The sequence below is a fragment of the Xenophilus azovorans DSM 13620 genome (assembly GCF_000745855.1).
Lineage (GTDB): Bacteria > Pseudomonadota > Gammaproteobacteria > Burkholderiales > Burkholderiaceae_C > Xenophilus > Xenophilus azovorans.
Genome location: NZ_JQKD01000058.1, coordinates 1 through 26,532 on the forward strand (window position 1 = coordinate 1; position 26,532 = coordinate 26,532).

The 26,532-nt window shown below is 70.5% G+C and carries 26 protein-coding genes and 1 pseudogene; 4 read left to right on the forward strand and 23 right to left on the reverse strand.

Annotated elements, in window-relative coordinates; genetic code table 11:
- The coding region (locus Q392_RS32210; protein WP_157008156.1) for an IS3 family transposase at positions 1-279 on the forward strand (279 nt) is incomplete at its 5' end.
- Positions 280-320: 41 nt separating this feature from the next.
- On the opposite strand, the pseudogene Q392_RS22765 reads toward Q392_RS32210, so the two are convergent.
- The 10 genes and pseudogenes from Q392_RS22765 to Q392_RS22810 form a co-directional block, all read right to left on the reverse strand.
- A pseudogene (locus Q392_RS22765) lies at positions 321-1,007 on the reverse strand (Bug family tripartite tricarboxylate transporter substrate binding protein); the annotation flags it as partial.
- 60 nt (positions 1,008-1,067) lie between these two features.
- Entirely contained in the window at positions 1,068-2,069 is a 1,002-nt protein-coding gene (locus tag Q392_RS22770; RefSeq protein WP_038212867.1) for an acyl-CoA dehydrogenase family protein, read from the reverse strand.
- A 28-nt stretch (positions 2,070-2,097) separates the two neighbouring features.
- The gene (locus Q392_RS22775; protein ID WP_038212870.1) at positions 2,098-3,255 is read right to left on the reverse strand and encodes an acyl-CoA dehydrogenase family protein; all 1,158 of its coding nucleotides are present in this window, start codon (positions 3,253-3,255) and stop codon (positions 2,098-2,100) included.
- Between the two features lie 10 nt (positions 3,256-3,265).
- Positions 3,266-4,045, reverse strand: coding sequence for an SDR family NAD(P)-dependent oxidoreductase (locus Q392_RS22780; protein ID WP_038212871.1), 780 nt, complete (start codon positions 4,043-4,045; stop codon positions 3,266-3,268).
- 32 nt (positions 4,046-4,077) lie between these two features.
- Complete coding sequence (locus Q392_RS22785) at positions 4,078-5,235, reverse strand: thiolase (RefSeq protein ID WP_038212873.1); 1,158 nt, start codon at positions 5,233-5,235, stop codon at positions 4,078-4,080.
- Positions 5,232-5,636 carry a Zn-ribbon domain-containing OB-fold protein gene (locus Q392_RS22790; protein ID WP_038212874.1) on the reverse strand — a complete coding sequence of 135 codons (405 nt, stop codon included), beginning with the start codon at positions 5,634-5,636 and terminating at the stop codon, positions 5,232-5,234. Before Q392_RS22790 ends, Q392_RS22785 begins: the two co-directional genes overlap by 4 nt.
- Positions 5,633-6,430: an enoyl-CoA hydratase/isomerase family protein gene (locus Q392_RS22795; protein ID WP_038212875.1), complete on the reverse strand. Its 798-nt coding sequence runs from the start codon at positions 6,428-6,430 to the stop codon at positions 5,633-5,635. Before Q392_RS22795 ends, Q392_RS22790 begins: the two co-directional genes overlap by 4 nt.
- A gap of 50 nt (positions 6,431-6,480) precedes the next feature.
- Positions 6,481-6,948, reverse strand: coding sequence for a MaoC family dehydratase (locus Q392_RS22800; protein WP_038212877.1), 468 nt, complete (start codon positions 6,946-6,948; stop codon positions 6,481-6,483).
- Between the two features lie 5 nt (positions 6,949-6,953).
- The gene (locus Q392_RS22805) at positions 6,954-7,925 is read right to left on the reverse strand and encodes a Bug family tripartite tricarboxylate transporter substrate binding protein (RefSeq protein WP_038212879.1); all 972 of its coding nucleotides are present in this window, start codon (positions 7,923-7,925) and stop codon (positions 6,954-6,956) included.
- Positions 7,926-7,965: 40 nt separating this feature from the next.
- Positions 7,966-9,189: a CaiB/BaiF CoA transferase family protein gene (locus Q392_RS22810; protein WP_038212882.1), complete on the reverse strand. Its 1,224-nt coding sequence runs from the start codon at positions 9,187-9,189 to the stop codon at positions 7,966-7,968.
- Positions 9,190-9,422: 233 nt separating this feature from the next.
- On the opposite strand from Q392_RS22810, the gene Q392_RS22815 reads away from it, so the two are divergent.
- Entirely contained in the window at positions 9,423-10,217 is a 795-nt protein-coding gene (locus Q392_RS22815; protein ID WP_038212884.1) for a crotonase/enoyl-CoA hydratase family protein, read from the forward strand.
- A gap of 65 nt (positions 10,218-10,282) precedes the next feature.
- A complete protein-coding gene (locus Q392_RS22820) occupies positions 10,283-11,182 on the forward strand; it encodes a LysR family transcriptional regulator (RefSeq protein ID WP_038212922.1) in 900 nt (299 codons plus the stop codon).
- 16 nt (positions 11,183-11,198) lie between these two features.
- On the opposite strand, the gene Q392_RS22825 is transcribed toward Q392_RS22820, so the two are convergent.
- From Q392_RS22825 to Q392_RS22880, 12 genes are all read right to left on the reverse strand, one after another.
- A complete protein-coding gene (locus Q392_RS22825) occupies positions 11,199-12,131 on the reverse strand; it encodes an electron transfer flavoprotein subunit alpha/FixB family protein (protein ID WP_038212886.1) in 933 nt (310 codons plus the stop codon).
- A gap of 11 nt (positions 12,132-12,142) precedes the next feature.
- Positions 12,143-12,892, reverse strand: coding sequence for an electron transfer flavoprotein subunit beta/FixA family protein (locus Q392_RS22830; RefSeq protein ID WP_038212888.1), 750 nt, complete (start codon positions 12,890-12,892; stop codon positions 12,143-12,145).
- Between the two features lie 207 nt (positions 12,893-13,099).
- Positions 13,100-14,128 carry an acyl-CoA dehydrogenase family protein gene (locus Q392_RS22835; RefSeq protein ID WP_038212891.1) on the reverse strand — a complete coding sequence of 343 codons (1,029 nt, stop codon included), beginning with the start codon at positions 14,126-14,128 and terminating at the stop codon, positions 13,100-13,102.
- Positions 14,129-14,140: 12 nt separating this feature from the next.
- Positions 14,141-15,298 (reverse strand): acyl-CoA dehydrogenase family protein, encoded by a 1,158-nt coding sequence (locus tag Q392_RS22840; RefSeq protein ID WP_038212895.1) that lies wholly within the window; start codon positions 15,296-15,298, stop codon positions 14,141-14,143.
- Positions 15,295-16,281: an NAD(P)H-dependent flavin oxidoreductase gene (locus Q392_RS22845; RefSeq protein WP_051953873.1), complete on the reverse strand. Its 987-nt coding sequence runs from the start codon at positions 16,279-16,281 to the stop codon at positions 15,295-15,297. Before Q392_RS22845 ends, Q392_RS22840 begins: the two co-directional genes overlap by 4 nt.
- A 10-nt stretch (positions 16,282-16,291) precedes the next feature.
- Positions 16,292-17,128 carry an enoyl-CoA hydratase-related protein gene (locus Q392_RS22850; RefSeq protein WP_051953874.1) on the reverse strand — a complete coding sequence of 279 codons (837 nt, stop codon included), beginning with the start codon at positions 17,126-17,128 and terminating at the stop codon, positions 16,292-16,294.
- Positions 17,129-17,138: 10 nt separating this feature from the next.
- Positions 17,139-18,110: a Bug family tripartite tricarboxylate transporter substrate binding protein gene (locus Q392_RS22855; protein WP_038212897.1), complete on the reverse strand. Its 972-nt coding sequence runs from the start codon at positions 18,108-18,110 to the stop codon at positions 17,139-17,141.
- 41 nt (positions 18,111-18,151) lie between these two features.
- On the reverse strand, positions 18,152-19,324 hold the full coding sequence (locus Q392_RS22860) for a CaiB/BaiF CoA transferase family protein (protein WP_038212925.1): 1,173 nt from the start codon (positions 19,322-19,324) through the stop codon (positions 18,152-18,154).
- A 52-nt stretch (positions 19,325-19,376) separates the two neighbouring features.
- A complete protein-coding gene (locus Q392_RS22865; RefSeq protein ID WP_038212937.1) occupies positions 19,377-20,162 on the reverse strand; it encodes an enoyl-CoA hydratase/isomerase family protein in 786 nt (261 codons plus the stop codon).
- Positions 20,163-20,173: 11 nt separating this feature from the next.
- Complete coding sequence (locus Q392_RS22870) at positions 20,174-20,941, reverse strand: SDR family NAD(P)-dependent oxidoreductase (protein WP_038212900.1); 768 nt, start codon at positions 20,939-20,941, stop codon at positions 20,174-20,176.
- 58 nt (positions 20,942-20,999) lie between these two features.
- Positions 21,000-21,794: a crotonase/enoyl-CoA hydratase family protein gene (locus Q392_RS22875; RefSeq protein ID WP_038212907.1), complete on the reverse strand. Its 795-nt coding sequence runs from the start codon at positions 21,792-21,794 to the stop codon at positions 21,000-21,002.
- Positions 21,795-21,840: 46 nt separating this feature from the next.
- On the reverse strand, positions 21,841-23,031 hold the full coding sequence (locus Q392_RS22880; RefSeq protein ID WP_038212911.1) for a lipid-transfer protein: 1,191 nt from the start codon (positions 23,029-23,031) through the stop codon (positions 21,841-21,843).
- A gap of 183 nt (positions 23,032-23,214) precedes the next feature.
- Between Q392_RS22880 and Q392_RS22885 the strand changes: the two genes are divergently transcribed.
- Complete coding sequence (locus tag Q392_RS22885; RefSeq protein ID WP_038212916.1) at positions 23,215-25,869, forward strand: winged helix-turn-helix domain-containing protein; 2,655 nt, start codon at positions 23,215-23,217, stop codon at positions 25,867-25,869.
- Here Q392_RS22885 and Q392_RS22890 read toward each other — a convergent pair.
- Positions 25,853-26,437: a MaoC family dehydratase gene (locus tag Q392_RS22890; RefSeq protein WP_051953875.1), complete on the reverse strand. Its 585-nt coding sequence runs from the start codon at positions 26,435-26,437 to the stop codon at positions 25,853-25,855. The genes Q392_RS22885 and Q392_RS22890 overlap by 17 nt on opposite strands.
- Positions 26,438-26,532 lie beyond the last annotated feature (95 nt).

A 26,532-nucleotide genomic window follows, 5' to 3' on the forward strand; every position in this document is an offset into this window, starting at 1 on the left:
TATCGCTGGCCGGGGTGGCTATCGCGCATCGCCGATGCCAGGCTGATTCGTTCGATGTCACGCAAAGGGTGCTCGCCTGACAACGCCGCCTGCGAGGGCTTCTTCGGCAGGCTGAAGACGGAAATGTTCTACCCTCGAGACTGGAAAGCCGCGAGCATCGAGCAGTTCACCCAGGCCCTGGATGCATACATCCGCTGGTACAACGAGAAACGGATCAAGATCTCACTGGGTGCTCTCAGCCCTGTTGAATATCGCAAGAGCCTGGGGCTCATGGCATAACCAGTCCAAGAAATCCGCCGCACCCCCGGTGGGTCAAAGTTCAACCGGCGCCGACAGCCCTTGACCATCTCCAGCGCGGCCGTGATGTCGGCGAAGGAGAAATGCACCATGCCCGAGGCCACCGCCGTCAGCGCCTCGGCCGCGCTCTTGAAGGGCACGTGGGTGGTCTGGATGCCGGCCGCGTCGTTGAACAGCTCGGCCATCAACTGATAGCCGGCCGAGCCGGCGCCGTAGTTCAGCGTGAGCGGCGCGGCCTTGGCCGCCGCGACCAGCGAGGCCACGTCCTTGTGCGGCGAGTCCGGAGGCACCACCAGCAGGGCGGGCGCGTGCATCATCATCGACAGCGGCGCGAGGTCGCGGGTCGGGTCGTAGGGCAGCTTGCGGAACAGCGCCACGTTCACGGCCAGCGTGGAGTTGCTGCCGATGAACACCGTGTAGCCGTCGGCCGGCGCCGCCAGCACCTGGCGCACGGCGATGAAGCCGTTGCCGCCGGGCCGGTTTTCCACCACCACGGGCTGGCCCGTCATCTCCGAGAGCTTCCTGCCGAAATAGCGCGCCGAGGTGTCGGTGCCGCTGCCCGGGCCGAAGGGCACGACGAACTTGATGGGGCGCGAGGGAAAGGCGGCCTGCGCCCGCGCGGGGCCCGGCAGCGGCAGCAGGGCGGCCGCGGGCGCGGCGAGGGTGGCCGCGAGCAGGGCGCGGCGGGAAAGCGGGGTGCGATGAGTCATGGTGTGTCTCCGACTTTCGATGTTGTGGGCTGGCACGGCCCGGCGTGCCGGCGGGGCCTGTTATGCGGCCTGCAGCCCGCGCACGAAGTCGCCGGCCGGCGTGCCGGGCGCATCCAGCAGCGCCTGTCCGACGACGCGGTGCCAGTGTGCTTCGGAGCCGTGCGCCAGCCGCCATGTGTGCAGCCGGCGGGTGAACAGTTGCAGATCGTATTCCTCGGTGATGCCGATGGCGCCGTGCACCGCGTGCGCGGTGGTGGCGGCCACGGTCGCGGCTTCGCTGGTGCGGGCCTTGGCGATGGCGGCGGGCAGCATCGCCGGGCCGCTGCGCCCCGCCGCGAAGGCGCCCGCCACGGCCATGCGCGCGGCGGCGACGTGTTCGGCCATCACCGCCAGCTGGTGCTGCACGGCCTGGAACTTGCCGATGGACTTGCCGAACTGCACGCGGTCGTTGCCGTACTGCAAGGTCATCTCGAAGCTGCGCTGCAGCGCGCCGGCCAGCAGCGCCGCGTGCAGCGCGGCACCCCAGGCGGCCAGGCGGCCGGGCGGCACGGCCTGCGGCAGGGGGCGTGCGGCGCTGGCCGCGGCCGCCGGCCAGTGCAGGTCTGCCGTGGCTTCGCCGTGGATGCCGGCGGGGCGGCGCTGCGCGGCATGCGCGTCCAGCAGCCACAGCGCGCCGTCGTGCTCGGCCAGCACATGGTCGGCTTGCGTGCCGTGGGGCACGCGCGGCGCGGTGAACGCACCGTCGCTCTCGCGCCGCAGCGCCGGCGCGAAGGTGGGCAGGCCCGGCGGCACCGCCTGGCCGGCGGGCAGCAGCGTGCGCAGCGCGATCGCCTGGCCCACGGGCAGCGGCACGGCGTGCGCGCCCAGCGCGGTGAATATCGGCAGCGCGCCGGCCAGGTCCAGGCCGGCGCCGCTGGCGTCCTCGGGCGCCATGAGGTCCAGGAAGCCGGAGCCGGCGATCGCCTCCCACATCGCGTCGTGGGGGCCGCCGGCCTCGATGGCGCGCACCTGCGCGCCGGTGCAGTGGCCGCGCAGGATGTCTTCGAATGCCTCGGTAAACATGCGTGTTCTTCCTTCTTGCGTCGGGCTCTCAGCGCAGGCCCAGGCCGCGCGCGATCACGCCGCGCAGGATTTCGCGCGTGCCGCCGCGCAGCGAATAGGTGGGGCAGATCTGGCTGACGTAGGCGCAGGTGCGCAGCAGCTCGGCGTCCACCGGCGCGTCGGGCTCCTCGCCCAGCGCGGCCTCGATGGCGGCCGGGATCTCCTGCTCGAAAGTGGTGCCCAGTTCCTTGACCAGCGCGGCTTCCACCACCGGGCTTTCGCCGGCCGCCAGCCGCGCCGTGACCGACAGCGACAGGCCGCGCAGCGCCGCGAGGTGGGTGGCGAAGCGCCCCACCGCGGCGGCGTGGCGGGTGTCGCCACGCGCGCGCAGCCAGTCGATCCAGCGGTCCAGCAGGACGATGCTCGAATAAATGCGCTCGGGGCCGCTGCGCTCGAAGGCCAGCTCGGCCGTCACCTGCGCCCAGCCGCTGCCTTCCTGCCCGATGAGCGCGTCGTCGGCCAGCGGCACTTCGTCGAAGAAGACTTCGGAGAAATGCGCATCGCCCGCCAGGTCGGTGATGGGGCGCACCGTGACGCCGGGCAGCGAGAGATCGACGATGAACTGCGACAGGCCCTGGTGGCGGTCCTGCGGCGTGCCGGAGGTGCGCACCAGCGCGATCATGTAATGGCAGTGGTGCGCGTTGGTGGTCCAGATCTTCCGGCCGGAGAGCGACCAGCCGCCGCCCGCCGCGCGCACGGCGCGCGTGCCCACGCTGGCCAGGTCCGAGCCCGCGTTGGGCTCGCTCATGCCGATGCAGAAGAAGGCTTCGCCGCGGCAGATGCGCGGCAGGTAGAAGGCTTGCTGCGCCTCGGTGCCGAACTTGTGGATCAGCGGGCCGCTCTGGCGGTCGGCGATCCAGTGCGCCGACACCGGGGCGCCGGCGGTGAGCAGCTCTTCCACCAGCACGAAGCGCGAGAAGGCGTCCATCTGCGCGCCGCCGTGGGCGCGCGGCAGGGTCACGCCCACCCAGCCCTGCGCGGCGAGCGCGCGGCTGAAGGCGGCGTCGAAGCCCAGCCAGGAGCGCGCGCGGCGGTCGGCCGGCAGCGCGGGCATGTGTTCGGCGAGGAAGCCCCGCACCTGCGCGCGAAAGCGCTCGGCTTCCTCGGGCAGCGCCGCGGGCGCGAAGTGGTCGAGCAGCGTGTGCATCGGCAAATGCTCAGAGCCCGATGGTGTAGCCGCCGTTGACGGACAGGTGCTGGCCGGTCACGTAGGAGGCGCCGTCCGAGAGCAGGAAGCACACCGGCCGCGCCACCTCGTCGGCCTCGCCCCAGCGGCCCAGGGGAATCTGCTGCAGGTAGGTGTCGCGGAATTTCTCGCCGCGGATGGTCTCGGTCATGGGCGTTTCCACCACGCCGAAGCCCACCGTGTTGACACGGATGTTCCACCGCGCCCATTCGCGCGCGGCGCACATCGTCATGCCCAGCACGCCGGCCTTGGCGGTGCCGTAGTTGATCTGCCCGATGGTGCCGCGCCGGCCCGCGTCGGAGGAGATGTTGACGATCGAGCCGCTGATCTTCTCGCCCGCCTTGGCGCGTGCCAGCAGGTGGCCGCCCAGGGCCTGCAGGCAGTAGAAGGCGCCCGTGAGGTGCACGTCGATCACCTGCTGCCAGTCGCCGGGCGACATCTTGTCGATCATCGCGGTGCGGGTGATGCCGGCGTTGTTGACCAGGCCGTTGACGCCGCCGAAGGCGGCCACGCCGGCTTCCACCGCCTGTTGGGCGACGGCCGGGTCGGCGACGCTGCCGGCGACGGTGGCGCAGCGCCCGGCGCCCAGCGCGTCGCGCAGCGCGGCCAGGGCCTCGGGGTTCAGGTCCACCGCGACCACGCGCCCGCCCAGTTCGGCGATGGCGGTGGCCAGCGCACGGCCGATGCCCTGGCCGGCGCCGGTGACGATGACTTGGCGGTTCTCCAGCGAGAAGCTTTCCTTGGTGGTCATGTGTGTGTCTTCCTTCGTTCTCGGGTTCGTGCTCAAAGCGTTTCCTCGGTGCCCAGCACCAGCGTGGCCTGGCTCGACAGCTCGCCGCCGTTGCCGTGCGCCAGCGCCAGCCTGGCGCCGGGCACCTGCCGTTCGCCCGCCGCGCCGGCCAGCTGGCGCACGGCCTCGACCATGGTGAACAGGCCGTACATGCCGGGATGCACGCAGGACAGGCCGCCGCCGTTGGTGTTGACCGGCAGCTGGCCGCCCGGCGCGATGCGCCCGCCCTCGACGAAGGCGCCGCCTTCGCCCTTGGCGCAAAAGCCCAGGTCTTCCAGGAACAGGATGGTGTTGAGCGTGAACGCGTCGTACAGCTGCACCACGTCGATGTCGGCCGGCTTCACGCCCGCCTGCGCCATGGCGCGCGGGCCGCTGAGCGAAGCCGCGGTGACGGTGAGATCCGGCATGTTCGTGATGTCCTTGTGCCAGGCGGCCTCGGCGCCGCCCAGCAGGTAGGCCGGCCGCGCGGCCAGTTCCCGGGCGCGCTCGGCGCGCACCATCACCACGGCGGCGGCGCCGTCGGTGACCAGGCAGCAGTCGCGCACCGAGAAGGGGTCGGCCACCAGGCGCGCGCCCAGGTAGTCGTCCATCGTGAGCGGCTCGCGCATGAAGGCTTCCGGGTTCTTTTGCGCCCACGCGCGCGCGGCCAGGGCCACGGCGCCGAGCTGTTCCTTCTTCAGGCCGTACTGCGCCATGTAGCGCGAGGCCGCCAGCGCGTAGCCGCCCACCGGCCGGGCCAGCTTGTACGGCCCCTCGTAGGGCGAGGGCCGCATGGCGCTGACCAGCTTGCCCGACGCGGTGCGCTGGTTGCTGCCGTAGGCGATCAGCGCCACGTCGCACAGCCCGGCGTCCAGCGCCAGCGCCGCGTGGATCGCGTGCGTGAGGAACGAGGAGCCGCCGGTGCGGTTGTTGTCGGTCAGGCGCGGCGAGATGCCCAGGTACTCTGTGAAGCTCAGGCCCGAGAGGTAGTCGTCGGGCAGGCCGATGAACAGGCCGTCCACGTCGGCGGGCGCGAGGCCCGCGGCATCGAGCGCGCGCACGCTGGCCGAGACGGCCAGGTCGAGCGAGGACAGCCCCGGCGACTCACCAATGCCGTAGGTGGCGCCGGACACGATGGCGGCCTTGCCGCGCGGGAAGCGTTCGCGGGTCATGCCTGCACCTTTGCGGCCGGGTCGAACACCACCAGCGGCTGGCCTTCGTCGTCGCGCGCGATGCGCGCGCGCACCGGCATGCCGACGGTCACGGCCTGCGGGTCGATGCCTTCGACGCGGCTCATCATGCGCGGGCCTTCGTCGAGCTGCACCAGGCACACGTTGTAGGGCGCGGCCGGCGGGCGCACGCGCATCACGGTGGTGGCGTACACGGTGCCCCGGCCGCTGGCGGGCACCCATTCGAGGTCGAGCGCGCCGGTGCGCGGCGCGGCCACCCGCGGGTAGAACACGTATTCGCCGCTGCCGCGCGATCGCTGGATCATGAAGCGGCCTTCGGCCAGGTGGGCAAAGTATTCCTGCTGGGGCAGCAGGTCCGGGGTGGCGGCGTGTGGATCGGTCATGGCGTTTCCTGTGGCCATTGGTACAGCGGAGGTTGTTTGTCGAGGAAGCGGCGCGCCGCCTCCTTGTGGAAGGCGCTTTCGCGGCACAGCGACTGGGCCATGGCTTCCTGCATGTAGATGCTGCGGCGGTCGGACTCGAAGGCGTGGTTCATCACCGACTTGACGATGCCCATCGCCCCGGCGGGCGCATGCTCGAAGCGGGCGGCGAGTTCCAGCGCGGCGTCGAGCACCGGCCCTTGCTCCACCACGCGCTGCGCGATGCCCAGCGCCTGCGCTTCGCGCGCGCCGACCACGCGGGCCGAGAAGGCCAGCTCCTTGGCCTGCGCCAGGCCGACGGCGCGCGGCAGCAGGTACATGCCGGCCAGGTCCGGCACGTAGCCGATGCGCGCGAACACGCAGCAGAAGGTGGCGCGCGGCGAGGCGAGCACGAAGTCGGCCGCCAGCGCCAGCGACAGGCCGGCGCCGTAGGCAACGCCGTCCACCGCGGCGATGACGGGCTTTTCCAGGTCCACCAGTTCGTCGAACCAGCGCTGCATCGCCAGGATGCGGCTGCGGCCCTCGAAAACGTCGGTGCCGCCCTGGCCGCCGCCCATGGTGCGCACGTCGCCGCCGGCGCAGAAATGGCCGCCGGCGCCGGTGAGCACCACCGCGCGCACCTCGGCGTCGTCGCGGATGCGCGGCAGCAGTTCGGCGAAGGCGCCGCGCAGCTCCAGGTCGAGCGCGTTGCGCGCGGCCGGGCGGTTCATGGTCAGCACGGCGGTGGCGCCGCTGCGGCTGAGCTCGAGTACGGACATGCGGGTTACCTCGTCGGCGCGCCGGTGCGCCAGTCGTTCCAGTCGTTCCTTCAGTAGCGCAGCTGCATCAGCCACTGCGCGACCATCGCGGGGCGTTCGGCGCCTTCGGCGCCCACCTCCACGTGCCACACGCAGCGCGCTTCGTTCTCGCGGATGTCTTCCACGCGCTCCAGCCGGAAGCGGCCCGCCAGCGCCGAGCCGCAGGGCACCGGCGCGGTGAAGCGCACCTTGTCGAAGCCGTAGTTGAGCGCCAGCTTGCGCCCCGGGAACGCGAACAGGCGGTGGTACCAGCCGGTGATGAGCGACAGCGTGAGTAGCCCGTGCGCGATGGTGGTGCCGAAGGGCGACTCGGCGGCGGCGCGTTCGGGATCGACGTGAATCCACTGGTGGTCCTGCGTCACGCCGGCGAAGGTGTCGATCATGGCCTGGTCGATCAGGATCGGCTCGCCCGTGACGGCCGGCTGGCCCACGTAGGCCTTGAGCGCGGCGATGGAATCGAAACTACGCGTTGCGGTCATGGTGTTCAGTCCGCCTTCACGCCCAGCGACTTGGCCACGGGGACCCATTGCGCGCGCTCGGCGGCGATGAACTGCGCGAACTGCTCGGCCGTGCCCGGCATGGGCTGGGCGCCGATGTTGCGCAGCTTTTCCACCAGCGAGGGCTGCTTCAGCGCCTCGTTGATCGCCTTGTTCATCGCCTCGATCGAAGCGCGCGGCGTGCCGCTGCGGGCCACCACGCCGAACCACGCGCTGGCCTCCAGGCCCGGGTAGCCCAGCTCGGCCATGGTCGGCACGCCGGGCAGCTGCGGAAAGCGCTGGCCGTCCATGATGGCCAGCGGCACGATGCGCCCGGCCTTGGCCTGCTGCATGCACGAGGGCAGGGCGTCGAACATGATGTCCACGTTGCCGCCCATCATGCTGGTGATGGCGGGCGCGCTGCCGGCGAAGGGCACGTGCGTCACCTTGAAACCCATCTTGCTGCTCGCGTACTCGCCCGCCAGGTGCGTGATGTTGCCGCTGCTGGCCGAGCCCATGGTGAGCTTGCCGGGCTCCTTCGCACCCAGGGCGATCAGCGCCGGCAGCTTGTCCGCGCCCAGGTTCTTGCACGTGACCAGCAGCAGGGGGGCCTTGCCCATGCCGGCCACCGGCACGAAATCCTTCGCGGGGTCGTAGGCGATCTTTTCGTAGATGGCCTGGTTGATGACCATCGGCGCGTTGGCGCCGACGAAGAAGGTGGCGCCGTCGGGCTCGGCGCGCAGCACCGTCTCGGCCGCGATCATGCCGGCCGCGCCGCCTTTGTTCTCGATCACGATGGGCGTGCCCAGGACGGCGGCCGCGTCATTGGCCACCAGCCGGGTGATCTGGTCGGCCGCGCCGCCGGCCGGGTAGGGCACCACGAAGCGGATGACCGCCGGGCGCGGCTGCGCCAGTGCGCCGGCGGTGCCGGCCGCCAGCGCGAGGGCCATGGCGCCTTGAAGGAAGGTCTTGCGTTGCATGTCGTCTCCTGGAAAAAAAGCGGTGGGTGTGTTCACACCTTCAGATCACGCCTTCGGCGCGCAGGGCGGCGATGCGCTCGGGCGACAGGCCCAGCTTCTCGCCGAGCACGGCATCGGTGTGCTCGCCCAGCAGCGGCGCTGAGCGGCCGTACCGGATGGGCGTGTCCGACAGCCGGATCGGGCTGGCGACCGCGGGCGCCTGCACGCCGGCGCCGTGCGGCAGCGACAGCTGCATGCCGCGATGCCGCACCTGCGCGTCCTCGAAGACTTGCTGCATGTTGTTGATGGGGCCGCAGGGCACGTTGGCCGACTCCATGAGCCGCACCCATTCCTCCATGGTGCGTGCCAGCATGGCCTGGGCGATCTCCGGGATCAGCGTGTCGCGGTGGCGGTTGCGCTGGCCGGGCGTGGCATAGCGCGCGTCGGCGGCCAGGTCATCGCGGCCGATCAGCTTGCAGAAGGCGCGGAACTGCCCGTCGTTGCCGACCGCGACGATCACGTCGCCCTCCTTGCAGCGGAACACCTGGTAGGGAACCATGTTCGAGTGCGCGTTGCCCATGCGCCGCGGAATCTTTCCCGAGAGGAAGTAGTTGATCGCCTGGTAGGAATTGACGGTGACCACGCAGTCCAGCAGCGACATGTCGATGTACTGCCCCTGGCCGCTAAGGTGCCGGTGCTCCAGCGCCGCCAGGATGGCGGTGGTGGCGTACATGCCGCACAGCAGATCGCTGATGGCGATGCCCACCTTCATCGGCTCGTCGCCGGGCGCGCCGTCGGGCTGGCCGGTGATGCTCATCAGCCCGCCCATGCCCTGGAACACGAAGTCGTAGCCGGGCAGGGCGGCATAGGGGCCACTCTGGCCGAAGCCGGTGATCGAGCAATACACCAGGCGCGGGTTCAGGGCCTTCAGGCTCTCGTAGTCCAGCCCGTAGCGCGCCAGCGTGCCGACCTTGTAGTTCTCCACCAGCACGTCGGCCTGCGTGGCCAGCTCGCGGATCAGCGTCTGGCCCTCGGGGCGGGCGAGGTCCACCGTGATCGACTTCTTGCCCCGGTTGGCCGACAGGAAGTAGGAGGAGTCGGCGGTCTCGCGGCCCTCGTCGTCCTTCAGGAAGGGCGGGCCCCAGGCCCGCGTGTCGTCGCCCGGGCCGGGGCGCTCCACCTTGATGACTTCGGCGCCCATGTCGGCCAGGTTCTGCGTGGCCCAGGGGCCGGCCAGGATGCGCGTGAGGTCCAGCACCTTCAGGTGCCCGAGCGCGGTGTTCATGCCTTGCTGTCTCCAGTTTCCGGTTCGTCCGTCTGGCGTGCAGCATAGGAGGCGGGTGCCGCGAGAGTCCAATATTAATTTGATTGAAAACGATATCGTTTCGATATCGGACAAGGGTGGGCGTATGCTCGTGTACCCTTCGTGTGCCACCGCGAGCGGGCGTATCGAATCCGCCCATGGCGATAGGTGCATCGGGGCACCTCCCCCGCACTTCCACCCCAGGAGACAAGCAGATGAGCGACTTCCTTTCCTACGCGCAGCACGACCACGTGGTGACGCTCACGATGAACCAGCCCGAGCGCCGCAACCCGCTGACGGGGAACACGGCGGTGGACGAGTTCGTCGCCGCGATCGAGCGCATCCGCGCCGATGCCGGCGTGCGCGCGGTGATCCTCACCGGTGCCGACCCCGCCTTCTCCGCCGGCGGCGACATCCGGACCATGCAGCAGCAGGCCGCGCCCGAGATGGCGCCCGCGCGCATCCGCGAGGACTACCGTACCGGCATCCAGCGCCTGCCGCTGGCGCTGTTCAACCTGGAGGTGCCGGTGATCGCCGCCGTCAACGGCCCGGCCCTCGGGGCGGGGCTGGACCTGGCCTGCATGTGCGACCTGCGCATCGCCTCCGAAAAAGCGAAGTTCGCCGAGAGCTTCGTCAAGCTGGGCATCATCCCCGGCGACGGCGGCGCCTGGCTGCTGCCGCGCCTGATCGGCATGGCACGCGCCGCGGAGCTGACGTTCACCGCCGAGGTCATCGATGCGCAGCGCGCGCTGGAGTGGGGCCTGGTCTCGCGCGTGGTGCCGCACGAATCGCTGATGGACGCGGCGCGCGAGCTGGCGGCGCGCATCGTGGTCCATCCGCCGCAGGCCATGCGCATGACCAAGAAGCTCATGCGCGAGGCGATGCACACGCGCCTGGACACCCTGCTGGAGCTGTCGGCCGCCTTCCAGGCGCTGGCGCACAAGACGCCGGAGCACGCCGAGGCGGTATCGGCCTTCCTGGAGAAGCGCGCCCCTCGCTTCGGCAGCTGAGGAGGCGTGCGTTGCGCCGATCGAAGGAGCCGCCGGAGCACGGCGACGGGCCGGCCGGCCCCGTGCTGGACCTGCGCCGCGTGCGGCAGTTCGTGGTGCTGGCCGAGACGCTGAATTTCCGGCGGGCTGCCGAGCGATTGCACATCGCGCAGCCTCCGCTGTCGGTGTCGATCCAGAAGCTCGAATCCGAACTGGGCGTGCGCCTGTTCGAGCGAGGGGGCGCTGGCGGCGTCTCCCTCACCCCGAGCGGGCAGGCGGCGCTGGCGGATGCGCGACGGCTGCTTTTCCACAGCGCCCAATTGCGAGAGGTCGCCGCCGCCGCCGCGGCGGGTTCGGGCGGTGCGCTCAGAGTGGGCTTCGTCGGCTCCACCACGCACGGCGTCCTGCAGCGCATCGTGCGACTGTTCCGCGCCGAGTACCCGGCCGTCGAGTTGGTGCTCAAGGAGAGCACCTCCATCCACATCACGGCGCAGGTGGCGGCTGGCGAACTGGACGTCGGTGTGGTCCGCACGCCGCTGATGGCCTCGGCACAAGTCAGTCTGACGCCGCTGCTGTCCGAACGCTTCATCGCAGCGCTGCCCATGGGCAACGCTCTGGCCCAGCGGCCGGAACTGCGGCTGGAGGACCTGGCGGGCGAATCCTTCGTTTTCTACGGGCCCACCGAAGCGGCGGGCCTGCACGCCATGGCGATGCTGGCCTGCCAGCTTGCAGGCTTCCTGCCCCGCGTGACGCAGGAGGCCACCCAGGTGCAGACGGTGCTTTCACTGGTGGAAAGCGGCCTGGGCGTCGCGCTGGTGCCCATGATCACCCAGCACACCCCCAACCCCCGGATTGCCTACCGGCGCATCGCCGACCTGCCCGAGGCGGCCGATATCGGTCTGGCGCTGGCATTGCATGCCGATCGGCCGAGCGCCGCAGCGCAGCGCTTTCGGCAGGTGGCCGCACATGCGCTCGGCGCCGCATGAGTGGCGGGCGGCGAGGTCACGCCTGATGCACCAGCTCAGGCACGGCCGTGAACAAGTCCGCCTCCAGCCCGTAGTCGGCCACGCTGAAGATCGGCGCCTCCGGATCCTTGTTGATCGCCACGATCACCTTGGAGTCCTTCATCCCGGCCAGATGCTGGATCGCCCCGCTGATGCCCGCCGCGATGTACAGCTGCGGCGCCACGATCTTGCCCGTCTGCCCCACCTGCAGGTCGTTGGGCGCGTAGCCCGCGTCCACCGCCGCCCGGCTGGCACCGATCGCCGCACCCAGCTTGTCCGCCAGCGGCGTCATCACCTCCTGGAACTTCTCGCTGCTGCCCAGCGCCCGGCCACCCGAGACCACGATCTTGGCCGCCGTCAGCTCAGGCCGGTCGCTCTTGCTCACCTCCCGGCCCACGAACGCGCTCTTGCCGCTGTCGGCCACCGCGTCCCTGGTTTCCACCTGGGCGCTGCCGCCCGTGGCGGCTGCCGCGTCGAAGCCGGTCGTGCGCACCGTGATCACCTTCTTGGCATCGCTGCTCTGCACCGTCGCGATCGCGTTGCCCGCATAGATCGGCCGCTCGAAGGTGTCCGGACTCACCACCTTGGTGATGTCGCTGACCTGCGCCACGTCCAGCTTGGCCGCCACCCGCGGCGCCACGTTCTTGCCGCTGGCCGTGCTGGGGAACAGGATGTGGCTGTAGTCGCCCGCCAGGGCCAGCACCTGGGCTGCCAGGTTCTCGGCCAGGCCGTCCGCCAGGCTCGCGCCGTCCGCATGGATCACCTTGCCCACCCCGGCGATCTGGCTGGCCGCCTGGGCCGCCGCCCCGGCGTTGTGCCCGGCCACCAGCACGTGCACTTCGCCTCCGATGGCGCTGGCCGCCGCCACCGTGTTCAGCGTCGCGGGCTTGATCGTTTGGTTGTCGTGTTCTGCAATGACGAGTGTGCTCATGTCGTTCCTCCTCAGATCACCTTGGCTTCGTTCCTGAGCTTGTCCACCAGCGTGGCCACGTCCGGCACCTTGATGCCGGCGCCGCGCTTCGGGGGCTCGGCCACCTTCAGGGTCTTCAGGCGGGGAGTTACGTCCACGCCCAGCTCCTCGGGCTTCACGGTGTCCAGCTGCTTCTTCTTGGCCTTCATGATGTTGGGCAGCGTGACGTAGCGCGGCTCATTGAGGCGCAGGTCGGCGGTGATGACGGCCGGGACCGTGAGCGTGACCGTTTCCAGGCCGCTGTCCACCTCGCGGGTGACCTTGACCTTGTCGCCCTCGACCTCCACCTTGCCGGCGAAGGTGCCCTGGGGCAGATCGGCCAGCGCGGCCAGCATCTGGCCGGTCTGGTTGGCGTCGTCGTCAATGGCCTGCTTGCCCAGGATCACCAGCCCGGGGGCTTCCTTGTCCACCAGGGCCTTCAGCAGCTTGGCCACGGCCAGGGGCTGCAGTTCCTCGCTCGATTCGACCAGGATGGCGCGGTCCGCCCCGATGGCCAGCGCCGTTCTCAGCGTCTCCTGGCTCTTGGCTTCGCCGCAGCTCACCGCGATCACCTCGCTGGCCACGCCCTTTTCCTTCAGCCGCACCGCCTCTTCCACCGCGATCTCGTCGAACGGGTTCATGCTCATCTTCACGTTGGCGATGTCCACCCCCGTGCCGTCGCTCTTCACACGGACCTTGATGTCCTTGTCTACCACCCGCTTCACGGGGACCAGGATCTTCATCCATCCACTCCTTTGAAAAAACCCTCTTCCACGACGGCCTGTGCGTCCGGCTCCCGAGCTGCTTTCCCTGCATGGCCGCAGGCGCGGACGGATTGCCGCATCGAGTCGCGGACATTCGCGCGACGCGGCATTAAAGCACCGCCCCGTCCTCGAGTTTCCGGGCCGCGCTATTCATCACGTATGTGCCGTCGGCCCGCCCCGGCGCAATCACGCGGGGACTGCCCCAGCGGCTTCACTGGTGGTTCGCAGAAGGTCCAGTGTGGGGCCGGCGTGGGCGTCGGTGAGCACCGAGCCGGCGACCGCATGCCAGAACGACTCGGAGCCGGCCGTCCACCGCCAGGCATGCAGCCGCCGTGTGAACAGTTGCAGGTCGAACTCCTCCGTGAAGCCGATGGCACCGTGGACCGCGTGCGCCGTCTGCGCGGCGGCCAGCGCCGCCTGGCTGCAGCGCGCCTTGGCCACCGCCACGCGCAGCCGATCGGGCAGCATGCCTTCGCCCGCACAGCCCAGCTGCGCCGCCATGCGGGCGGCGAACACGTGCTCGCTCATGATCGCGAGCTGGTGCTGGATGGCCTGGAACTTGCCGATGGGGCGGCCGAACTGCGTGCGCTCGTTGGCGTACTGCAGCGTGCGCCGGAAGACTTCCATCAATGCGCCGGCCATCTGGGCCGCGATCAGGCACGCTTGCAGCGTGTTCAGGTCCAGGCCAGCGGGCAGCGCGATCGATGGCTGCGGGGCGGCCCCTGCCGTCGCGGCGGACCAGTGCATGCCGGCGTCGAGGCGGAAGGCGGCGGGCGTCGACACCGCCTGGTCCGCTGCCAGCAGGCGCCAGCCTCTGCCATGCTGGACAAGTACCGCATCGGCCACCCGGCCCAAGGGGACCACCGTGCAATGCAGGCCGCCATCGGGCTGCAGCCGCCCTTGTGCGAGTGCGATGGAGCCGGCGCCGGGCGCCGTTCCACACACGGCCAGCAGTGCGCGCGCCAGCATGGTTTCCGCCAGCGGCACAGGCAGCGCATGGGCGCCGCACAGCGACCATACGTTGAACACCTGGGCGAGCGGCAGGCCCGCGCCGCCCTGGGTTTCGGGAACCAGGGCATCGGCGAAGCCGGCCTGCTCGAGTGCGTTCCACAGCGCCTGCGGCGATGCGCCCGACTCGATGGCGCGCACCTGCCGGGGGGGACATTGGTCGCGCAGCAGCTGGCGGGCGGCGTCGGCAAACAGATCGTCTTGCATGCGAGTTCTTTCTCAGCGCAGGCCCAGGCCGCGCGCAATCATGCCGCGCAGGATGTCGCGCGTTCCGCCGCGCAGCGAGAAGGACGGCGCGACCTCGGTCACGTAGTTCAGCGTCTGCAGCAACTCCGCCGGCACGCCGGCCGTGTCCCGGCCGTGGAGGTCGTCCGCAATGGCCGCCGGAATGAACTGCTCCAGCGTGGTGCCCAGCTCCTTGACCAGCGCGGCTTCGATGACCGGGCTTTCGCCGCGCGTGAGCTTCTCCTGCACCGCCACCGACATCGCGCGCAGCGGCGCCAGCTCGGTGAAGACGCCACCGGCCAGGCGCACGGCGCTTTCGGTGCGGCCCTGCGGCGTGCGCACCCAGGCCAGCCATTCGTCGAACAACACGATGCTGGAGAACAGCCGCTCCGGCCCGCTGCGCTCGAAGGCCAGCTCGGCGGTGACCTGCTCCCAGCCCTGGCCTTCGTGGCCCACGAGCGCATCGGTAGCCAGCTGCACGTTGTCGAAGAACACCTCGCAGAAGTGGGTGTCGCCCGACAGGTCGGTGATGGGCCGGATGGTGATGCCGGGCAGCGACAGATCGACGATCACCTGCGACAGGCCCTTGTGCCGGTCGGCCGCCTCGCCGGAGGTGCGCACCAGCGCGATCATGTACTGGCAGTGGTGTGCATTGGTGGTCCAGATCTTCTGGCCGTTGAGCAGGAAGCCCGCCTCGTTGGGTGCCGCGCGCGTCCTCACGCCCGCCAGGTCGGAGCCGGCGTTGGGCTCGCTCATGCCGATGCAGAAGAAGGCCTCGCCGCGGCAGATGCGCGGCAGGTAGAAGCGCTTTTGCGCCTCAGTGCCATATTTCAGGATCTGGGGGCCGCTTTGGCGATCGGCCACCCAGTGCAGCGCCACCGGGGCGCCGGCGCTCAGCAGTTCTTCCACCAGCACGTAGCGGGCAAATGCGCTGCGGCCTCCGCCGCCGTATTCCGCGGGCAGCGTCATGCCCAGCCAGCCGGCCTTTGCAAGCTCGCGGCTGAACGCGGCATTGGCGCCATTCCAGGAGCGGGCCCGCACGTGGGCGGGCACATCCGGCAACGCGCGCGCGAGGAAGTCCCGCACCTGCGCGCGAAGCGCCTCGTCGCCGGGCGGAATCGTCGTTGGCGCCAGGGAGTCGAGGATGCTCATTGGCGATCCCGATCCTGGAAGATCGCCTGGCGCGCGTCGAAGATCTCGCGGGCCTGCGCCACCATGCGTTCCAACAGCTCGGCGCAGGCCGGGATGTCGTGGATCAGTCCCGTCACCTGGCTGGCCCAGACCAGGCCGCCGTCCACGTCGCCGCTTTCGAGGGCGGCGCGGCCGCGCGCCCCGGCCACCAGGCCGTGGATGTCCTTGAACTCGCAGCCGCCGGGCCTGCGCTCCGTGGCGATGACCTCGTCGGACACCGCGTTCTTCAGCACGCGGCCGGTGTTGTGCAGCGTGCGGAAGATCAGGTTGGTGTCGCGCTCGCTGGCCGCCAGCAGCGCGTTCTTGATGTTCGGATGGATCGGCGCCTCCTGCGTCGCACAGAAGCGCGTGCCCATGTTGACCCCCTCCGCCCCGAGGGCCAGCGCCGCGGCCAGGCCGCGGCCGTCGGCAATGCCGCCCGAGGCGATGAGCGGGACCTTCACCTGATCGGCGGCCGCGGCGAACAGCACCAAGCCGCCCACGTCGTCCTCGCCGGGGTGGCCGGCGCACTCGAAGCCGTCGATCGAGATGGCGTCCACACCGGCGCGCTCGGCCGACAGCGCGTGGCGCACCGAAGTGCACTTGTGCACCACCTTGATTCCGTGGAGCTTGGCCTTCTGGATGAGCGCCCTGGGGTTGTGGCCGGCCGTCTCCAGAATGCCGACCCCTGCGTCGATGACCGCGTCCAGGTAGGCCTCGTACGGCGGCGGACTGGCGGTCGGCAGGATCGTGATGTTCACGCCGAACGGCCGGTCCGTCATGGCGCGGCAGCGCTTGATCTCTTCGCCCAGCGCCTGCGGCGTGGGCTGCGTCAGCGCCGTGAGCACGCCCAGTCCGCCGGCGTCGGAGACTGCCGATGCCAGTTCGGCCCGGCCCACCCATTGCATGCCCCCCTGGATGATGGGGTAGCGGATGCCCAGCAGTTCGGTGATTCTGGTTTTCATGGGATGTGTGTCAGCGGTTGTGAAAGATGGGGGCGCGCTTCTCGATGAAGGCGGTGGCGGCCTCCCGGAAGTCGGCGGTCATCAGCCCGAGGACCTGGGCGTGATTTTCCAGCGCGAGCGCGGCATCCAGGCTGGGGGCGTCGAGGTTGGCCCACATCACCTGCTTGGTATGGCGGCTGGCGTAGGGGCTGGCCTGCATGATTGACGCGGCCATCTCGAGCGCCTTGTCGAGCAGCCGGGCGTCGTCCACCACGTCCGAGACCAGGCCGATGCGGCCGGCTTCCTCGGCCATCACGGGCCGGCCGGTGAGCATGAGGTCGAAGGCGCGCGAGGCGCCGATGCAGCGCGGAAGGTGATAGCTGATACCGCACTCGCCGGCGGTCAGCCCCATCCGCACGGCGCCGACGTGGAACGAGGCCGAGCGGCTGGCGATGCGCACGTCGGCCGCCAGCGCGAGCGCGAAGCCGGCGCCGACGGCGGCGCCGTTGACGGCGGCGATGACGGCCTTGTCGCTGCCGCGGAGTTGCCGCACGGCGCCCGAGAACAGTTCCTGGAGCGCCATCCACTCGGCCGCGGAAGGGGCGGGGCTTCCTGCCGCGCCGGCGTTCCCGAGCGTGGCGGCCAGGTCCAGCCCGGCGCAGAAGCCCGGTGCGGCGCCAGTCAGCACCAGGACCCGGAGGGCCGCATCCCGGCTCAGGCCCTCCAGCGCCTGGCGCAGCGCCTGCATGGCGTCGGCGCTCAGCGCGTTGTGCCGTCCGGGCCGATTCAGGCGCACGAGCGCCACGCCCGCGGCGGGGTGCTCCACGATCACCGGCGGCTGCGACGGGGGCTTGGGCTGGTCGGTCATGGTGATGCTCTCACTGCGGTTGCACGCCGGCCCGCTCGATGACGGCCTTCCATCGAACGCTCTCGGACGCCAGGTAGGCGCCGTACGCCGCGGCCGTGCCGCCGTAGGGCTCCGCCCCCGCCGCGCGCAGCCGCTCGACGAAGCGGGGGTTGCGCAGCGCCTTGTTGACGGATTCGTTCAGCCGCGCCACGGCCGCCGGCGGCGTGCCGGCGGCGGCGACGATGCCGGTCCATGCGGTCATCTCGAAGTTCGGCAGGCCGGCCTCCTCGGCCACGGTCGGGACCTCGGGCAGCATCCCGGAGCGGCTGGGCGAGGCGATCGCCAGCGGCCGCAAGCGCTTGTCCGCGACGAAGGGCATGATGGTCGTGAGCGTCGTGACCATCATCTGCGTGTCGCCGCTGGCCAGGCCCACGAGCGCGGGGGCGGTGCCTGCGTAGGGCACATGCTCCATGCGCAGGTTCAGCTCCGACAGGAGCAGGGCGGGGGCCAGGTGGTCGATGGTGCCTGCGCCTGACGAGCCGTAGTTGTAGCTGCCGGGCTTGCGTTTGACCACATCGACGAATTCCTTGAATGTCTTCGCGGGAAAGCCGGAAGTCACCGCGACCACCATGGGCGCTCCCGCGGTGCGCACCACCGGCACCAGATCCTTCGCCACGTCGTAGTTGGCCGATTTGTACAGCGACGCGGCCAGGACCAGCGAGGAGGTGTTGTACAGGATGGTGTAGCCGTCGGCCGGCGCGCTCAGCACGGCGCGGGTGGCGATGGTGCTGCCGCCGCCGGCCCGGTTGTCCACGACCACCGGCTGCCCGAGATCTTCGGAAATGGCTTGCGCGAACATGCGCGCCGTCACGTCGGTGGGGCCGCCTGGTGGAAAGCCCAGCACCATCTTGATCGGGCGCGAGGGATAGGTGTCGGCCAAGGCCGGGATCGACAGCGATCCGGCCGCCAGGGCCGCCGCGATCAGGAACTTGAACTTCGTCATGTGATGTCTCCTTGTGCTTGGTTGCTTCCGGCGGATGCCGTTCATTGCGGCGGCGCTGCGTCGGCCTCCGGGCGCAGCGATGCCAGTACCTCCTGCGTATGCTCGCCCAGGCGCGGCGCCGGCCGGGGCGTATCGGGCTGGCTGCGCGACCAGCGCCCCATGGGGGCCATGTCGAGCACGGTCCCTTCGCTGGGGTGCTCCGTCTGGCGGAAGAAGCCGACGGCGCGCAGGTGCGGGTCGGTCATGATCGACTCCAGCGTGTGCAGCCGCATCACGGGTATGTCGGCCTTCGACAGCGCGTCGATCCAGTAGGCCGTGGTGTTGGTCTTCAGCACTTGCGCGACCTCGGCGTACAGCGCGTCGATATGCCGGGTGCGCGCGGCGATGGTGCGCATCCGCTCGTCGGCATCGCAGCGTCCGGGCTGCCCCGCGAGGGCGAAGAAGTCGGCCCAGTGCCGGTTGGTGTAGAGCATGGTGCAGACGAAGCCATCCCGCGTCGCGTAGGCCTGGCGCGACGGCGCCAGCAGCCGGCGGTAGCCGGGCTCGCCATGCGGCGGGACATAGGTGAGCCCGCTCATGTGCTCGCTCATGACGTAAGGCACCATGGTCTCGAACATCGGCACCTCGACACACTGGCCTTCGCCCGTCTTCATGCGATGCACCACGGCCGCCAGGATGGCCGTGGCGGCGGCCTGCCCGACGATGCGGTCGACGATGGCCAATGGCACGTAGCGAGGCACCCCGTCGCTGACCTGCGCGATCAGCGAGGGGATGGCGCAGGCGGCCTGGATCATGTCGTCATAGGCCGCCTTGGCCGCGTAGGGGCCGTCCTGTCCGTAGCCGACCAGCGACACGGAGATGATCGCGGGGTTGGCCCGCGCCAGCGCCTCGTGATCCAGACGCAGCCGCGCCACGGCGGCGGGCCGGATGTTGGTGACGAAGACGTCGGCCGTCCCGACCAGCGCCAGCAGCTGCGCCCGGCCGGCGTCCTGCTTGAGGTCCAGCACCACGCTGCGCTTGTTCCGGTTGACGTGCAGGAAGCCCGCGCTCATGCCGGGGTTGCGCATCGGCCCCAGGTGCCGCACGGCGTCGCCTTCGGGTGGTTCCACCTTGATCACGTCGGCGCCCATGTCCGCCAGCACCTGCGTGGCGAAGGGGCCCATCAGCACCGTGGTCAGGTCGACGATCTTCAGTCCGGTCAATGGTCCTGCCATGGCGCAGGGTCTCCTCGGGTGCGTGGATGTCTTGTGGCCAGGGAGGTCGCGCCTAGCGGCCCTGGAACCGGGGTGGGCGCTTCCCGGAGAAGGCGGCCAGGGCCTCGCCGAAGTCCTGAGTGCCGGTGCTGGCGACGAAGGCGTCGCGCTCGGCGTCGAGCTGCGCCTCGAAGCCGTGCTCGAAGGACTGGCGCAGGAGCCGCTTCATCCGGCCATAGGCCAGCGTGGGCCCGGATGCCAACCGGCCTGCCAGTGCGGCGGTCTCGCCCGCCAGCCGGTCGGCCGGCACGACGCTGTTGACCAGGCCGAACTGCAGCGCCTGGGCGGCATCGAAGCTTTCCGAGAGCAGGGCGATCTGCATGGCCCGGCGAAGACCGACCACGCGAGGCAGGCTCCACGACCCCGAAACGTCGCAGCTGGCCGCCACGTTCGCATAGGCCAGATTGAAGCGCGTGCCATCCGCCGCGATCGCCAGGTCGCAGGCCAGCATCAGGCTAAGGCTGCCGCCGGCCACCGTGCCGTGGACGCTGGCGATCACCGGCGCGTTCATGGCCGCCAGCAGCCGGATGCCCTGGTGCATGTTCTCGATCAGCTGCGCCGCCGTGGCTGCCGGGTCGGTCCTCAGTGCCGTGAGGTCGCCGCCGGCGCCGAAGGCGCGGCCCTCCCCCCGCACCACCACGGCGCGCACCGCATCGAGCGAGGCGAGCGACCGGCAGGCCGCCAGGAAGGCGGCAGCCGTGGGGATGTCGAGGGCGTTGAGCGCCTGGGGCCGGTTGAAGGCCAGCGTCGCGACGCCGCCCTCCAGCGCCAGCAGCACCGGGTCCGTCGCGGCGGACATGGCCAGGCCGCTCATCGCGCCGCCATGCGGATGGCGCCATCCAGCCGGATGGTTTCGCCGTTGAGCATGGTGTTCTCGATGACGGCGCGCACGAGCTGGGCATATTCCGCCGGCCGGCCGAGCCGCGAGGGAAAGGGCGCCTGCGCCCCCAGCGACGCCTGTACCTGGGCCGGCAGGCCCGCCAGCATGGGTGTCTCGAAGATGCCGGGCGCGATGGTCATCACGCGGATGCCGTGCGCCGCCAGTTCGCGGGCGATTGGCAGCGTCATGCCCGCGACGCCCGCCTTCGAGGCGGCATAGGCGGCCTGGCCGATCTGTCCGTCGAATGCCGCCACCGACGCGGTGCAGACGATCACCCCGCGCTCGCCTTCCAGGTCGGCCGCGTTGCCGCGCATCGCGGCGGCGGCCAGGCGGATGGCGTTGAACGTGCCGCCCAGGTTGATCTGCACGGCGCGCATGAAACTGCCGAGCGCGTGCGGGCCTTGCCTGCCGACCACTTTCTCGCCCGGCGCGACGCCCGCGCAGCACACCAGTCCGTGCAGGCCGCCTCCTTCGGCGCAGGCCCGCGAGACGGCGCCCTGGACCGAGGCCTCGTCCGTCACGTCGGTGGCCGCGAAGTGGGCGCGAGGCCCCAACTCCGCCGCGAGCGCTTCGCCGGCCGCCGCATTGAGGTCGGCCAGCACGACGCGCGCGCCCGCCGCCGTGAGCATGCGTGCGGCGGCCGCCCCGAGGCCGCTGGCGCCGCCGGTGACGAGAAAAGTCTTGTCCTGGATATTCATGGGTCTTGCGTTGCGTGGAGGGGGTAGCCCGGAAGGGGGGGAAATGCGCGCTCGCCAGTCAGCCCTGGAAGACGGGCGTGCGCTTTTCCAGGAACGCCGCGATGGCCTCGAGGTGATCGGGCGTCTGCTGCAGCAGGGCTTGCAGCGAGGCCGCGGCCCGCAGCGACTCGTCGAGCCGGCCGTGCATGCCGTCGCGCAGCAGCCGCTTGGACAGCCGCACGGCCTGCGGCGGATTCTGGGCGATGCGCTGCGCCAGGGCCAGCGCGTCGGACAGCAGCGATGCCGCCGGCACCACCTGTGAAACGAGGCCCCACGCCAGCGCCTGATGGGCGTCGAACGCGTCGCCGCTCAAGATGAGTTCGGCGGCGCGGGATATGCCGACGATGCGCTGCAGCAGCCACGCGCCGCCATCGCCTGGAACCAGCCCGAGCTTGACGAAGCTCGCCGCGAAACGGGCCTGCCCGGAAGCGATGCGCATGTCGCACGCGCATGCCAGGTCCAGGCCGGCGCCGATCGCCGCGCCATTGACGGCGGCGATCACCGGCACGTCCAGCGCCGCCAGCGCCAGGGGCAGGCGCTGGATGCCTTCGACGTAGCCGCGCCGCACGTCCAGCCCCGGGACCGCGCCGCCCGCCTGCTGCTGCATGCCGCGAATGTCGCCGCCGGCGCTGAAGGCGCTGCCGGCGCCGGTGATCACCACCGCGCGCACGCTGCCGCCGGCCTGGACGCGCGCGCAGACCTCGACGAACTCCTGCACGGCGGAATTGCCCGTCAGCGGATTGCGCCGCTGCGGATCGTTCATGGTCAGGACGAGCACGTGTCCGTGCTGTTCCTGGGTCAAGTAGTCAGGCATGTCTGTGCGTGTCGCTGGATGAGGGAGGGCCGGGCACGCCGGAGGCTCAGCCGTCCATGCGGCGGTAGGCCGTGACCACGCAGGCGCCGCCCAGGCCGAGGTTGTGCTGCAGGCCCACCAGCGCGCGGTCCACCTGCCGCTCGCCGGCATTCGCGCGCAGCTGCTGCACCAGCTCCACGCACTGCGCGATGCCGGTGGCGCCCAGCGGGTGCCCCTTGGACAACAGGCCGCCCGAGGGATTGATCACGTACTTTCCGCCGTAGGTGTTGTCGCCGTTGACCACCATCTTTTCGCCATCGCCCTCGGCGCACAGGCCCAGGGCTTCGTAGGTGATCAGCTCGTTGTGCGCAAAGCAGTCGTGCAGCTCGACCACGTCGACGTCTTCCGGCCCGATGCCCGCGGCCTCGTACACCTGGCGTGCAGCTTCTCGCGTCATGCCGCTGCCCACCAGCTTGCGCATGTCGTCGCTGTCGAACGTGTCTTCCCGGTCGGTCACCAGCGCTTGCGCGGCGATGGCCACCTGGCGGTTCAGCCCGTGGCGTGCGGCAAAGTCGGCCGAGCACAGCAGCGCCGCCGCGGCCCCGCACGTGGGCGGGCAGGCCATCAGCCGGGTCATGACGCCGGGCCACAGCGTCTCCGAGGCCATGACGTCACCCTCGCTCACCACCTTGCGGAACACGGCGAGCGGGTTGCGGGCCGCGTGCCGGCTGGCCTTGGCGCGGATCTTGGCGAAGGTTTCCACGCGCGTGCCGTACTGCCGCATGTGGGCGAGTCCGGCACCGCCGAAATAGCGAATGGCCAGCGGGAGCTGCGGCTGCCCGACCAGCGCCTCGGTCCGTTCGTTGAAGCGGTCGAAGGGCGTCGGCCGGTCTTCGAACACGCTGGCGATGGCGCCGGAGCGCATCTGCTCGAAACCCAGCGCCAGCACGCAGTCGGCCGTGCCCGAGGCGATCGCCTGGCGCGCCAGGTACAGCGCCGTCGAGCCGGTGGCGCAATTGTTGTTGACGTTCACGATCGGAATGCCCGTCATGCCGTGGCCGTAGAGCACGCGCTGTCCGGCGGTCGAATCCCCGTAGACGTAGCCGGCGAAGGCCTGCTGCACCTGCGGGTAGGACAGCCCCGCGTCAGCCAGCGCCAGGCGCAGCGCCTCGGCGCCCAGCGCCAGGTAGGACGGCGCCGCGCTGGGCTTGTGAAAGGGTGCCATTCCGACACCGGCGACGTGAACGATGGGCTGCATGGGGTCGTGAACGATCTGAGGTTGAGCGCCATGGTAGGCAGCGGCCTTGATCCGTAGACCCCCCGATTCGGGGGGGCCTCGTCTGAAGTAACCTATGGCGCATCGGAGACAGCAGCAGGTCGAAACGGCACCAGCATGCAAGCGTCAAGAACCCAAGGCGGCATCATCGAGCGGCCGCGTCTGATGGCACGGCTCGCACAGGCCAGGCAGTCCGCCTGTGTCCTGATCCGCGGGCCGGCGGGCAGCGGCAAGACCACGCTGGCTATGCAGTGGCGCGCCCAGCTCAGGCCCTTCGGCCACGGCTGCGCCTGGTGCATGGCCGCCGCCGGCGAAGACGTGGGCACCCTGCTGGACAACCTGTTCGCCAGCCTGGCACAGGTCGATCCGCTGATCGTGCGCGAGGCCGCGCTGATCCACGAGCGCGACGGCGAGCTGCGCGGCGCGGACAGTGTGGCAATCCCCCTGCTCAACGGCCTGATCCGGCACGGGCGTCCACTGGCGCTGTTCTTCGACGACTTCCACCACGTCACCGATCCCTGGGCGCATGAGCTGCTGCAGACACTGATCGACTTCGCGCCGCCCCATCTGCACATCGTCCTGGTGTCGCGCACGGACCCGCCGCTGTCGCTGTCGCGGCTGCGCGAGGCGGGCGCGCTGATGGAACTGGACTTCGCCGACCTGCGCTTCACCTTCTCGGAGGCCGAGCATCTGCTTCAGGCCCGCGATCCCTGCATCGCGCGGCGCGACACGCGGCTGCTCTACGACCAGACCGGCGGCTGGGGGGCTGGCCTGCGGCTGGCTTCGCTGGAGCGGGGCGGTCCGGCCTTTCCGGCGCATCGCCCTTCTTTGCAAGACGCTGGCGACTTCGTCTCCTATTTCGACCGCCAAGTGCTGTCGCAGGTGCCGGTGGAAGAGCTCGACGCGATCGCGCGCTTGTCGATCGCCCATCGCTTCAACGACGCGCTGGCGGCCACCCTGCTGGGCGCCGATGCGGGCCTGGCGCTGATGAACCGGCTGCGGCGGGACAACCTCTTCCTGCTGCCGATCGATACCGGATCACGAGAGGCCTGGTGGCGCTTCCATCCCATGTTCCGCGACGTGATGCGCGAGCGCTTCACGCGCCTTGCGCCACACGTGCGGCAGCAGACGCATTCCGTGCTGGGCCGCTGGCTGGGGCAGCGAAAGTTCCTGGTGGACGCGGTGCGCCATTGCCTGGCGGCCGGCGAAGAGGAAGAAGCCGCCGACTGGGTGGAGCGCCATGCACGCGCCATGTTCCTGGCTGGCGAGATGCGGCCGCTGGTCAGGGCGGTGGAGATGCTGCCGGCGGCGCTGCTGGACGCACGCATCTCGCTGCGCCTGTGGGTGGCTTGGGCGCAGCTGTGTTACAGGCGCCTGTCGGACTGCCGCCGCAGCATCGGGCTGCTGGCCCGCAACAGCGCGCCGGGCGACCAGGACGCCCGATGCCAGCTCGCGCTGCTGGAAGGCTCGCTGGCGATCCAGTGCGAGGACACGCAGGCGGGCGAACAGCTCATTCCGGCGCTCGAAAGCCTGCCGGCTTCGCACGACGCCATCCTGGCGGGCGGGCGGCGCAACATCCTGGGGTGGCTGCGCATCCATCAGGGCCACTTCGAATCCGCGCGGGCACTGCTGGATGCGCCGGTGCTGCTGCTGGAAGACGGCATCCCGCTGATGGATTCCGCCTTCGGTGCGCTGCAAAGCCGGTGCATGGTGGGGTATTCGTACCTGCGCGAGGGCGACATGCGGCAGGCCGAGCAGCTGCTGCACGAGGCGCTCAACGCGGCTGACCGCGCGCTGGGCCTGTTCAGCGAAGCCGCCTGCAACGCCGCGAGCTTCCTGGCCGCGGTGCTGTACGAGGTCAATCAGCTCGACAGCGTGCGGGCCCTCCTGGAGCCACGCTTCAACGTGATCGAGCGAGTGGCGCTGCCGGAGGCGCTGGTGTGCGCCGCGCTGTCGCGTATTCGCCTGAGCCTGCTCGAGCGCAACCTCCAGGAGGCGCTGTCCGATCTCGATTTGCTGGACGAGCAGATCGGCTGGCGACGGTTGGTGCGCGCACGCGGCTACGCCCTGGCCGAGCGCGTTCGGGTCCTGCTGCGCGCCGGCCGGGCGCGGGACGCGGCGCTCAGCCTCGACCAGCTCAAGCAGCTGGCGCGGCGACCGCCGGAGTCTTCGACGGCTGCCGGACGCGAGGTGCGGGCGCTGGCGCTTTCGGCCGAAGCCCGCTGGCAGGCGGCCGTGGGCGAACCGGAGCGGGCGCTGCGGACGCTGCACTCGCTCGCGCAAAGCGGCGGCTATGCCGGCCAGGAGCGCAAGCTGCTGCAGCTCGATGCCCATACCGTGCTGCTGCTCGAACGCGTCGGGCGCGTGGATGAAGCCCATCGCCGGATGGAGTCGCTGCTGGTGCGCTCGCGCAAGGCCGGCCTGGTTCGCGCCATCCTCGACGTCGGTGCCGGCATCCTCGACATCGGCTGTGCGGCGCGGGAAGCGGGCGTGCTGACGCCCAGCGCCTCGTTCTATCTGGACTACCTGAAGCTGCAGCACGCCTCTTCCGGCCCCGCGGCGGCGGCCGAACCCGCGGCGGACACCGCCCATGAGTCGCTCAGCCCGCGCGAGCTGGAGACCCTGCGCTCGCTCGCGCTGACCATGTCCAACAAGCGCATAGCCCAGACGCTGGGCATCACGCCCGAAACCGTCAAGTGGCACCTGAAGAACATCTACGGCAAGCTGGGCGTCTATGGCCGCGACGACGCCGTCGCAAAGGCGCGGCAGCTCGGCTTGCTGCAGCCGGAACCTGCCGAAGCGCTCAGGGCGCGCAGGTGAACTCGCCGTTGCGCATCACCACGGCGTCGCGCGCCTTGACGCGCGCGGCGAAGGTCGCGCGGCCGGGCTGCGCGTCGCGCCAGATGTCGATGGTGAGCGTCTCTCCGGGGAACACAGGCGCGGAAAAACGCGCTGCCAGCGTGCGGACCCGGGCAGGGTCGTAGTCGCACAGCGCGGCCATCAGCGCATGGCCGGCGATGCCGAAGGAGCCCAGCCCGTGGAAGATCGGCCGCCCGTAGCCCGCCTGCCGGGCGACGGCGGGATCGATATGCAGGGGATTCAAGTCACCAGACAGGCGATAGATCAGGGCCTGCTGGGAATGGGTCGGCATGTCGATGCTCAGGTCGGGCGCTGCCGCGGGGGCGGGATACGGCGGTGTCGGCGAGGCGGGCCGCGCCGCGCTTCCCGTGCCGCCGCCCGAAAACCCCCCGTCGCCGCGGCACATGCTCGCCTGGCGCAGCGTCGCGTAGGGTTCGCCGTGCGCGGCGTCGCGCAGCGTGCGCTCCGAGATCACCAGCGCGCCCTTGCCGGCGCCCTTGTTGTTGGCGCCGGCCGAAAATTGACCCATCGGGGGTGCGGCGGATTTCTTGGACTACCGTTGGAGGTAGTTCATGTATTCATACGAAGATCGAGTTCGCGCAGTACAGCTGTACATCAAGTTGG